Genomic DNA, 8,077 nt, shown 5'->3' on the forward strand with positions numbered 1-8,077 from the left:
CGACGGATGAGCGGTTCAGGACAGCGCGCTACTCCGGCTTGCCGGCGAGCGTCTTGTAGGCGATCCCGCCCAAGATACCGCCGACGATCGGCGCCACCCAGAACAGCCAGAGCTGCTGGATCGCCCATCCGCCGACGATGAGTGCCGGTCCGGTGCTCCGCGCCGGGTTCACCGATGTATTCGTGACCGGGATCGAGATGAGGTGGATCAGCGTCAGCGCAAGGCCGATCGCGATCGGTGCGAAGCCAGCCGGCGCGCGGCCGTCGGTCGCCCCCATGATGATGAAGATGAACATGAAGGTCAGCACGACCTCGATCGTCAGCGCAGCATGCATGCTGAACTTGCCGGGCGAGTGATCGGCGAAGCCGTTCGCAGCGAGCCCGCCTGCCAGGTCATAGCCGCCCGGCGCGCCGTTCGCGATGGTGTAGAGCAGCCACGCCGCGATCACCGCGCCGATCACCTGCGCGATCACGTAGAGCGGGATATCCTTCGCCGCGAAACGGCCGCCGGCCCACAGGCCGAAGGTCACCGCCGGATTGAGATGGCAGCCCGAGATATGGCCGATCGCGAAGGCCATGGTCAGCACGGTCAGGCCGAACGCAAGGCTGACGCCCAGCAAGCCGATCCCCACTTCCGGAAACGCCGCAGCCAGCACCGCGCTGCCGCAGCCACCAAAGACCAGCCAGAATGTGCCGACCAGTTCGGCCAGCCCCCGTTGCACATTGGTCATCATGTCTCTCCCACTCTCGTGTTCGAACACTCGCCCAGTACGCGGCAAGCGGGAGACTAGGGGTCGTTGCGTGGGTGTAAAGGCCTAGATTCGTGACCTTACCGGTGCGCAGCGCGGCGGAGGCGATCGTTGATCGCAATGCCGATCCCTTCGTCCGGCACGGGGGCAACGGCGATCGCGGCGCAATCCGAATCGTCCGCGCGGTGAAGCGCATCGAACAGATTCGCTGCCGCCTCGATCAGGTTTCCGGAGGCGGAGAGCGTGTCGTTGCCCGCGACCGCACCGAACCCGATCAGCCATTCGTCGGCGCAGCGTTCGGTCGCGTCGAGCCGCACGGGCTTGGCCGGCGCATAGTGGCTGGCGAGCTGTCCGGGCGCCTCGATCGCTTCGCTCCCGCCCGCAAGCCAGCGCCCAATCTCACGCTCGATCGCCTCGGCCGGAATCGGGCCGGGGCGGAGCAGGCGCGGATTGCCGCCGAGCGCAACGATGGTCGATTCGATGCCGCCGCTGGTGGGGCCATCGTCGATGATCAGCGGGATGCGGCCATGCAGGCTCGTGGCGACATGCGCGGCGCGCGTCGGGCTGATCGTGCCGCTGGCATTGGCCGAAGGCGCGGCCAGTGGCTTGCCGGTGGCCGCGAGCAGCGCCTGCATCGCGCGATGCTGCGGTACGCGGATCGCGACCGTATCGAGCCCCGCCGTCACGATCCCCGCAATCTCGGCCTCTGGACGCAGCGGCAGCACGAGCGTGAGCGGCCCCGGCCAGAAGGCATCGGCGAGCGCGCGGGCGTCGCGATCGAACAGCGCGATCTTCTCTGCCGCCTGCCGGTCCGCAACATGGACGATCAGCGGGTTGAACGACGGGCGGCCCTTGGCCGCGTAGATTCCCGCCACCGCATCGCGATTCGTGGCATCGGCGGCGAGCCCATAGACGGTTTCGGTCGGCACCGCGACGCATCCCCCCCCATCGATCACCCCGGCGGCGCGCGCAACCGCCGCCTCGCCGTAGGGTAAGGTAAGGGTCTCGACAGGCGGATTTGGAACGGACATGCCCTCTGGCTATAGCGACGCAAAAATGACGGCAAGAGAGGACCGATGAGCTTCACCCCCGCCACCGCAGAACAGCGTTTCGTGCTTGAGCATGTCGCCGGCATTTCGGACCTGTCCGAGGCCGCCACCCCCGATCTTGTCGATGCAGTGCTGGAGGGCGCGGGCGCCTTTGCCGCCGGCGAATGGGCGCCGCTCGACCGCGCGGGCGATACTGTCGGCGCCAAATGGACGCCCGAGGGTGTGAAGATGCCCGCGGGCTATCCGGAGGCATACAAGGCCTATGTCGAGGGCGGCTGGGGCACGATCGGTTCGCCCGAAGCCTTTGGCGGCCAGGGCTTGCCCTTCACGCTGGCGACCGCGGTACTGGAGACGCTGGGCACCGCCAACACCGGTTTTGCGCTGTGCCCGACGCTCAATGTCGGCGCGATCGAATCGCTCGTCCATCACGGCACGCCCCAACAGCAGGACCTGTGGCTGCCCAGGCTCGCCACTGGCGAATGGACCGGCACGATGAACCTGACCGAACCACAGGCGGGCAGCGATGTCGGCGCGCTCAAGAGCCGCGCCACGCCGCGTGCCGACGGCAAATGGTCGATCACCGGGACCAAGATCTTCATCAGCTTCGGCGATCACGACATGGCGGACAATATCGTCCACCTCGTCCTTGCCCGCACCCCCGACGCACCGCCGGGGACCAAGGGCATCTCGCTGTTCCTGGTTCCGAAGTACCGGCTGGATGCAGATGGAAACCCCAGCGAGTTCAACGATGTCCGCGTCGTCTCGATCGAGCACAAGATGGGGCTTCACGCCTCCCCCACCTGTGTCCTCTCCTTCGGCGACAATGGCGATTGCGTCGGCGAGCTGATCGGACCGGAATTGGGCGGCATGCGCGCGATGTTCACGATGATGAACAATGCGCGGCTCAATGTCGGGCTGCAGGGCGTGCAGGTCGCCGAGCGCGCGACCCAGCGCGCGGTGGGTTATGCCCGCGAGCGCGTCCAGTCCGCCCGTGCGGGCCATGGGCGCGAACCGGTGGCAATCATCGAGCATCCCGACGTCCGCCGCATGCTGCTGCGCATGAAGGCGCAGACGATGGCGGCGCGCGCTTTGGTCTATCTCGCCGCGAGCCAGGTCGATCGCGCGAACGCGGGCGATGCAGCAGCGAAGGCGCGGCTCGAGTTGCTCACCCCGCTCGCCAAGGCGCACGGCACCGACATCGGCAACGAGGTCGCCAGCCTTGGCGTCCAGGTCCATGGCGGCATGGGCTATATCGAGGAGACCGGCGCCGCCCAGCATTTCCGCGACGCGCGCATCACCCCGATCTATGAAGGCACCAACGGTATTCAGGCCGCCGATCTGGTCGGCCGCAAGCTCAGCATGGACAATGGCGGCACGTTGTTCGCGCTGACCGCACAGATGCGCGGCGAGGCCGGGGATGCAGGCCTGATCGCGCTGATCGACGCATGCGAAGAGGTCGGCCGCCACATGCTGGCAAGCGAGGTCGACGACCGTCTCGCAGGCTCCTACCCATTCCTGACGATGCTGTCGGTCGCAGTATGCGGCTGGCTGATGGAGAAGCAGGGTGGCATCGCGGCAGGCGCCGAGGGCGACCCCGCCTTCCTCGCGATGAAGCAGGCCGCAGCGCGCTTCCATGTCGAGCAGATCGTGCCCGAGGCGATGGGACTGAAGGCCGCGGCGCTGGCAAGCGCTGAGGTGCTCTACGTAGTGGATGCGGAGACCTTCGCGGCGTGACGCACTGGATCTCGGGCATCATCGCCGCGCGCGCGGTGCTTGAGCAGATCGCGGCGTCGCATGCACTCAACCCCCCGGCGGAATTGCACGAAGGGCTGGGATTTCTGCCACTGGACCAGAGCAACCTCGGCCCGCTGGTCGGCGCGGTCCACGCCGACCGGCCAGACGATGCCGATGACGGGGAGGCGTTCGACTATCTGACGCCCGAGCTCATTCAGTGGTGCTCGGCGCAATCGGACCTGGGATCGATCGCCTATGTCGAGACGCAGTATTTCGGCGGAGAGGGCGGCCAGGGGGCCATATTGTTCACCGGCGGGCATGTCGCATGGGGCCCGGAGAACGATCGGGGCGGACCGATCAACCAGATTCTGTCGCTGCTCGGGGTCGCCGCGCGCGGCGGCAGCGACGCGTTCGATACGGTTGGTCTCGGCCGGCACCGGATGAACGACGGCTGGCGCGATGCTGCAGCGCACGGCAGCAGGCCCGACTATCGGCGCTGAACCGCCGATGCCCCGGCCAGTTGCCGCCCGGGGCATTGAGTTGAAGGCACGCAATGACCACGGCGGATGTGCTAAATTCGTCTCCGGCGGGGGCTTCTCAGCCAGAATTGATGGAGATCGATATGACGCTTCAGCTCGATCACATGACGCCGCTGATCCAGGTCCACGACATGCCCGAGGCGATCGCCTTCTATCGCGACCTCCTGGGGTTCGAGATTGTCGAGCATTCGCCCGAGATCGATTCGCCGCAGGGCCGCTATTTCCACTGGGCATGGTTGCGCCGCGGCAGTGCGCACCTGATGTTCAACACCGCCTATGACGAGGGCGAGCGCCCGCCCGAACGCGATCCGGTCCGGCAGGCGATGCATGGCGATACCGGCCTCTATTTCAGCTGCCCGGACCCGGATGCGGTCTACGCCTATCTGCGCGATGCCGGCGTTACTATCCAACCGCCGCGCGATGCGCCCTATGGCATGCGGCAGCTCTGGCTGAGCGATCCGGACGGATATTGCCTCTGCTTTCAGACCACAGTCTGACGTTCAGGCGATCTCGCGATCGAGCAATTCGTGCGCATTGAGGCCGAGCAGTGCGATATGCTCGCGCACCTTGGGCCAGTAGCTGGACAGGAAGCGATCGCGCTCGGCGACCTTGAGCCGTTCGACCGCACCGGGCAGCACGAACATGCCGACGCCGCGGCGCACCTCGACATAGCCGTCGTCCTGGAAACTCTGATAGGCCTTGGCCACGGTCAGCGGGTTGGCGCCGTGTTCGGCGGCGAGCGCGCGCACCGACGGCAACTGGTCCCCTGCCCGGTATTCGCCGCGCAGGATCGCCGTCGCGATGCTGGCACGCAGCTTCAGATAAACCGGGCTGTCTTCATGCTCTAGCGCTGTCATGCTGCCTTAATACAGCATGGGAGCGGAAAGTTCCACTCCTAAGAAGGTTTCGTCCGATACCGCTTCAGGCGCCGCATGCTACGGCGCCGTTCCAGATCGACACGGTTTTCGTCATGTCCGGCCGGGGGCGTTCCTCGAGCGGCTTGCCCGGCGTGCCGATGAACACAAAGCCGGCGATTCGCTCGGGCGCCGTGCCGAACAGGTCGCGCACCCGGTCGCTGAATGCTGCCCAGCCGGTGAGCCAGCAGGCGGCGAAACCCATCGCATGGACGGCATGTTTGAGGTTCATCGTCGCGGCGCCGACCGACAATTCCTGTTCCCAAAGCGGGATATGGCTTTCGACCTTGGGTGAAGCGAGCACGACGACCAAAGCCGGCGCCTGCCGCGCGAACTGGTCCATCGCCTCGATCTCCAGGCGCCCCGCCCCGGGCTTCTCGGCGCGATAGGCATCGACGATCGCGGCGGCGAGCGCATCGCGCTGATCCGCGGGCACCACGACGAAACGCCACGGAGCCAGCTTGCCGTGGTCCGGCGTGCGCGCGGCGATCTGGAGAATCCGGTCGAGCTCGCCGGCATCCGGTCCCGGTGCGATCAGGTCGCGCGCCTTGGCGGAGCGGCGGGTGGCAAGCAAAGAGAGCGGCGTGGAGCGGTCGTTGAAGGTCATGCCGGCCCGTTAGCGCCTTCGCCGCGCGCCGCAAAGGCCCATTGCGAATGATTCGCAATGGGCCAGATAATTCCTGCGCGATTCCAACCCCGGTTTCCCTTGTAACAATCATGCTTCAATCTGCGGGGTTTCGCCGCTAGTCTCTCTGCCACCACCCACATGGGTTCAGAAAACTGTCAGGGAGCTAGGTGCCGATGGCGCACTCACCCGCGGCCGCACCAAGCGGCGAGCGAACTTTCCTCGGCCATCCGGCCGGGCTTTTCATCCTCTTCTTCGCCGAGATGTGGGAGCGCTTCTCCTACTACGGCATGCGCGCGCTGCTGATCTTCTATCTGACGCAGCACTGGTTGTTCTCGGATGAGAAGTCGGGCGTGATCTACGGCGCCTATACGGCGCTGGTCTACATCACCCCGGTGCTCGGCGGCTATCTCGCCGACCGCTATCTGGGACAACGCAAGGCGGTGCTCTACGGCGCGGTGCTGCTGACCTTCGGCCATTTCCTGATGGGCTTTGAAGGCACTGGCGGGCAGGATCCGGCCTCGCTCAGCATCTTCTGGCTGGCCTTGAGCTTCATCATCGTCGGCTCGGGCTTCCTGAAAGCCAATATCTCGGTGATCGTGGGCCAGCTCTATCCGCGCACCGATGTGCGCCGCGACGGCGCCTACACCATCTTCTACATGGGCATTAACCTCGGCGCGTTCCTCGGCTCGCTGGCGTGCGGCTATCTCGGCCAGACCTATGGCTGGAGCTACGGCTTCGGCGCGGCGGGCGTGGGCATGCTGCTCGGCCTGATCGTGTTCGTGCTGGGCAAGCCGCTGCTGATGGGCAAGGGCGAAGCACCCGACCCCGCCGCGCTCAAGCAGCCTGTGGTCGGCATCAAGCTCGAATGGCTGCTCTACCTCGTCGGCATCGTCGCCGTAGTCGGCATCTGGCAGCTCATCCAGTATCAGGCGGTGGTCGGCTGGCTGCTGCTGGTCGCGGGCATCCTCCTGGTCGGCTATGTGCTGCTGACCGCGGTGGTCAAGCTGCCTGCGGAAGATCGCGACCGCATCTTCGCGGCGATGTTCCTGATCCTCGGCTCGATCCTGTTCTGGGCGCTGTTCGAACAGGCCGGGTCGTCGCTCAACCTGTTCACCGACCGCCATGTCGATCGCAACCTGCTGGGCTGGGACGTGCCCGCGTCGATGTTCCAGTCGGTCAACGCGATGTACATCGTGCTGCTCGCGCCGCTGTTCGCCGCGGCATGGACGCTGCTCGGCCGCCGCAAGCTGGAACCGTCGGCGCCAGCCAAGTTCGGCCTCGCGATGCTGCAGTTGGGCCTCGGCTTCCTCGTCCTGGTCTGGGGCGCTCAGGCGGCCGGGATGGAGAACCTGACCCCGGTCATCTTCATCTTCCTCATCTATCTGCTGCACACCACCGGCGAGCTCTGCCTGTCGCCGGTCGGCCTCAGCGCGATGAACCGCCTGGCCCCGGCGCACATGGCGTCGCTGATCATGGGCACCTGGTTCTTCGCCTCGGCGACCGGCAACTTCGCCGCCGGCCTGATCGCCGCGGCGACCGGTTCGGAAGCCGCATCGGGCGCAGGCGCGGGCAAGGCTGTGGTGCTCGACGTCTATTCGACGGTGGGCTGGGTCGCGATCGGCTTCGGCGTCGCGGTGCTGGTCATCTCGCCGCTGATCAAGAAGCTGATGCACCTCGACACGCTCAAGGACGAGGCGCTGGCAGGCGAGGCCGAGCTGGCCGAGAACCAGGGCGCAGGCACGCGTCCGGATCTCGAGACCAAGCCGGCCTGATCGCCGGGCGAACGAAAAAAGGGCGCGGGGATCACTCCCCGCGCCCTTTTTCATGTCTTCAGGCCAGCGCCTCTTCGTAGATGCGGCGCATACCGGCGCCGAACGCCACCAAGGTCACGTCAAGGCCGGGATCAGCCGCAATCGCCACGCGGCTCTCACGCACCGCGATCGCGACCGCCTGATCGACCGGATAGCGATAGACGCCGCAGCTGATCGCCGGGAAGGCGATGCTGCGGATAGCGTTCGCGCGCACGATCTCGAAACAGCGGCGATAGCAGCTGGCGAGGAGATCAGGCTCGCCCTTCTCCCCGCCCTGCCAGACCGGGCCGACGGTGTGGATGATATGCCGCGCGGGCAGATTATATCCCCGGGTCAGCTTGGCATCACCGGTCTTGCAGCCACCGAGCGCGCGAAGCTTGCGGCACTCCTCCAATAGTCCCGGCCCCGCCGCGCGATGGATCGCGCCATCGACCCCGCCGCCACCCAGCAAGGAGCTGTTGGCGGCGTTGACGATGGCATCAACCTCAAGCCGGGTGATGTCCCCTTCAAGAACCCGAAGGTTCACCCCACTCTGTTGGCGACGAGGTCGTCGACGACTGCGGGGTCGGCGAGGGTGGAGGTATCGCCGAGGGAGGAGGTGTCGCCTTCGGCGATCTTGCGCAGGATGCGGCGCATGATCTTGCCGGAGCGGGT

General features: G+C 66.4%; 9 protein-coding genes. 4 read left to right on the plus strand and 5 right to left on the minus strand.

Translation table 11 applies throughout. From position 1 onward, the window contains the following. Positions 1–28: 28 nt before the first annotated feature. Entirely contained in the window at positions 29–730 is a 702-nt protein-coding gene (gene aqpZ / locus AC07TU_RS18960; protein WP_495189491.1) for an aquaporin Z, read from the minus strand. 98 nt (positions 731–828) lie between these two features. Next, a complete protein-coding gene (locus tag AC07TU_RS18965) occupies positions 829–1,779 on the minus strand; it encodes an L-threonylcarbamoyladenylate synthase (RefSeq protein WP_495189492.1) in 951 nt (316 codons plus the stop codon). 45 nt (positions 1,780–1,824) lie between these two features. Here AC07TU_RS18965 and AC07TU_RS18970 point away from each other — a divergent pair, with 45 nt between their 5' ends. From AC07TU_RS18970 to AC07TU_RS18980, 3 genes are all read left to right on the plus strand, one after another. Beyond that, the gene (locus AC07TU_RS18970) at positions 1,825–3,531 is read left to right on the plus strand and encodes an acyl-CoA dehydrogenase family protein (RefSeq protein ID WP_495189493.1); all 1,707 of its coding nucleotides are present in this window, start codon (positions 1,825–1,827) and stop codon (positions 3,529–3,531) included. Beyond that, on the plus strand, positions 3,528–4,031 hold the full coding sequence (locus AC07TU_RS18975; RefSeq protein ID WP_495189494.1) for a hypothetical protein: 504 nt from the start codon (positions 3,528–3,530) through the stop codon (positions 4,029–4,031). Before AC07TU_RS18970 ends, AC07TU_RS18975 begins: the two co-directional genes overlap by 4 nt. 110 nt (positions 4,032–4,141) lie before the next feature. Continuing rightward, entirely contained in the window at positions 4,142–4,567 is a 426-nt protein-coding gene (locus AC07TU_RS18980; protein ID WP_495189495.1) for a VOC family protein, read from the plus strand. Positions 4,568–4,570: 3 nt separating this feature from the next. Here the strand turns inward: AC07TU_RS18980 and AC07TU_RS18985 are convergent, their stop codons facing one another. Together AC07TU_RS18985 and AC07TU_RS18990 are read right to left on the minus strand one after the other, a co-directional pair. Continuing rightward, positions 4,571–4,927, minus strand: a complete 357-nt coding sequence (locus AC07TU_RS18985; RefSeq protein ID WP_495189496.1) for a GntR family transcriptional regulator — start codon at positions 4,925–4,927, stop codon at positions 4,571–4,573. A 64-nt stretch (positions 4,928–4,991) separates the two neighbouring features. Further along, the gene (locus AC07TU_RS18990; protein ID WP_495189497.1) at positions 4,992–5,591 is read right to left on the minus strand and encodes a nitroreductase family protein; all 600 of its coding nucleotides are present in this window, start codon (positions 5,589–5,591) and stop codon (positions 4,992–4,994) included. A gap of 194 nt (positions 5,592–5,785) precedes the next feature. On the opposite strand from AC07TU_RS18990, the gene AC07TU_RS18995 reads away from it, so the two are divergent. Then, complete coding sequence (locus AC07TU_RS18995; RefSeq protein WP_495189498.1) at positions 5,786–7,384, plus strand: peptide MFS transporter; 1,599 nt, start codon at positions 5,786–5,788, stop codon at positions 7,382–7,384. A 58-nt stretch (positions 7,385–7,442) separates the two neighbouring features. On the opposite strand, the gene AC07TU_RS19000 is transcribed toward AC07TU_RS18995, so the two are convergent. Continuing rightward, positions 7,443–7,949 (minus strand): O-acetyl-ADP-ribose deacetylase, encoded by a 507-nt coding sequence (locus AC07TU_RS19000; RefSeq protein ID WP_495189499.1) that lies wholly within the window; start codon positions 7,947–7,949, stop codon positions 7,443–7,445. Between the last annotated feature and the right edge of the window lie 128 nt (positions 7,950–8,077).

It is taken from the genome of Sphingomonas sp. GW821-FHT03E12 (assembly GCF_059420685.1).

Excerpts from the sequence above, each read along its gene's own strand:
- aqpZ (WP_495189491.1), bottom strand. The coding sequence starts at position 730 with ATGACCAATGTGCAACGGGGGCTGGCCGAACTGGTCGGCACATTCTGG.
- AC07TU_RS18965 (WP_495189492.1), bottom strand. The coding sequence starts at position 1,779 with ATGTCCGTTCCAAATCCGCCTGTCGAGACCCTTACCTTACCCTACGGC.
- AC07TU_RS18970 (WP_495189493.1), top strand. The coding sequence starts at position 1,825 with ATGAGCTTCACCCCCGCCACCGCAGAACAGCGTTTCGTGCTTGAGCAT.
- AC07TU_RS18980 (WP_495189495.1), top strand. The coding sequence starts at position 4,142 with ATGGAGATCGATATGACGCTTCAGCTCGATCACATGACGCCGCTGATC.
- AC07TU_RS18985 (WP_495189496.1), bottom strand. The coding sequence starts at position 4,927 with ATGACAGCGCTAGAGCATGAAGACAGCCCGGTTTATCTGAAGCTGCGT.
- AC07TU_RS18990 (WP_495189497.1), bottom strand. The coding sequence starts at position 5,591 with ATGACCTTCAACGACCGCTCCACGCCGCTCTCTTTGCTTGCCACCCGC.
- AC07TU_RS18995 (WP_495189498.1), top strand. The coding sequence starts at position 5,786 with ATGGCGCACTCACCCGCGGCCGCACCAAGCGGCGAGCGAACTTTCCTC.